Annotated in this window: 2 protein-coding genes; both read right to left on the minus strand. The window is 46.9% G+C overall.

The features are described from left to right. Positions 1-931: dihydroorotase (pyrC, locus tag B7X71_RS16755; RefSeq protein WP_293601572.1), on the minus strand; the 931-nt coding region annotated here is incomplete at its 3' end. 2 nt (positions 932-933) lie between these two features. Beyond that, positions 934-1506: MOFRL family protein (locus B7X71_RS16760; protein ID WP_293601573.1), on the minus strand; the 573-nt coding region annotated here is incomplete at its 5' end.

Consider the following 1506-nt stretch of genomic DNA (forward strand, 5'->3'; position numbering starts at 1 on the left):
ATGAATAAAAGTCAGGGCCATACAAACTAGCGAAACCTTCAAGCTTATCCAACTTGTTAACACTCTCAAATGCCTCAGCATATAAACCTAAAGCATTGAAAGCACTGTAACAACCAGCACAACCGCAAGCAGCCTCTTTGGCACCCTTGGCGTGTGGCGCACTATCGGTGCCCAAGAAAAATCTCGGGCTGCCACTCGTTGCGGCTTCTAGCAAAGCAACGCGATGCTCTTCACGCTTTAGTACTGGCAAGCAATAATTGTGTGGACGAATGCCGCCAGCAAAAATCGCATTGCGATTCATGAGTAAATGTTGTGGAGTAATGGTTGCGGCTAGTGTATTTTTTCCAGCAGTTTGTGCATCACGCACATAGTGTGCAGCTTGCTTAGTAGTGATGTGTTCAAACACAATCTTCAGCTCAGGAAAATCTTTACGCAAAGGCTCGAGCACTTGATCAATAAATACTGCCTCACGATCAAAGATATCAATATGCGCACTAGTGACCTCACCATGCACTAATAAGGGCATATCGACAGACTGCATTGCCTCAAGCGCAGCATAACAACGCTTGATATCGCTGACCCCTGCATCACTATTGGTTGTTGCGCCAGCCGGGTATAGTTTAAATCCAACAATGCCAGCCTCTTTTGCCTTGCGCACCTCATCAGCTGATGTGTTATCAGTGAGATATAAAGTCATCAAAGGAGTAAAGCTCTTCACAGCCAAAGATTGAAGGCCCGCTTCAATCCGAGCGCGATAGGCATTTGCCAAATCCACTGTCGTCACAGGTGGCTTCAAGTTCGGCATGATGATGGCGCGGGCGAATTGGCGCGCAGTATCTGCCAATACATCTTTCATAACTTCACCATCACGAATATGTAAGTGCCAGTCGTCCGGCTGAATCAGTTGAATCTGTATTGGGCTAATGGTCATAATTAAGTATCAAGCAAGATGATGCGGAAATCATTTACATTCGTCAGTGTAGGGCCAGTTTCCACCAAGGCATCTAATTGTGCAAAAAAATCGTAGCAATTGTGCTGAGTTAAATACTGCGCAGGAATGAGACCTTCCTTGCTTGCAGCCAAGCGAGTCTCGGGAGTAAACCACGCACCGGCATTCCTCTCACTCCCATCAATCCCATCCGTATCGGCCGCCAATGCCGCCAATTTAGGAAACTCCTGAGAAGCGGCAAACAGTGAGAGTAAGTATTCGCTGCAACGCCCACCACGACCTTTTATTCCATTGGGAATAGTGACGGTGCACTCACCACCTGAAATGAGGGCAATGGGTTTACCAGTCTTAGCCGATAAATGTTGACGCACCAAAGCCGCTTGCTCAACACCAACATCTCTAGCCTCACCAGTTACAGTATCACCCAAGATCACCGGTTCATAGCCTTGTGTACGGACGTAATCTGCTGCAGCCTCAAGACTCTTATACGCAGTAGCAATCACATGATTGTTTACTAGAGCGCCCTTTAGATCAGCTTCTTTTAAAGTCTCAGGAAC

Source organism: Polynucleobacter sp. 39-46-10, assembly GCF_002282275.1.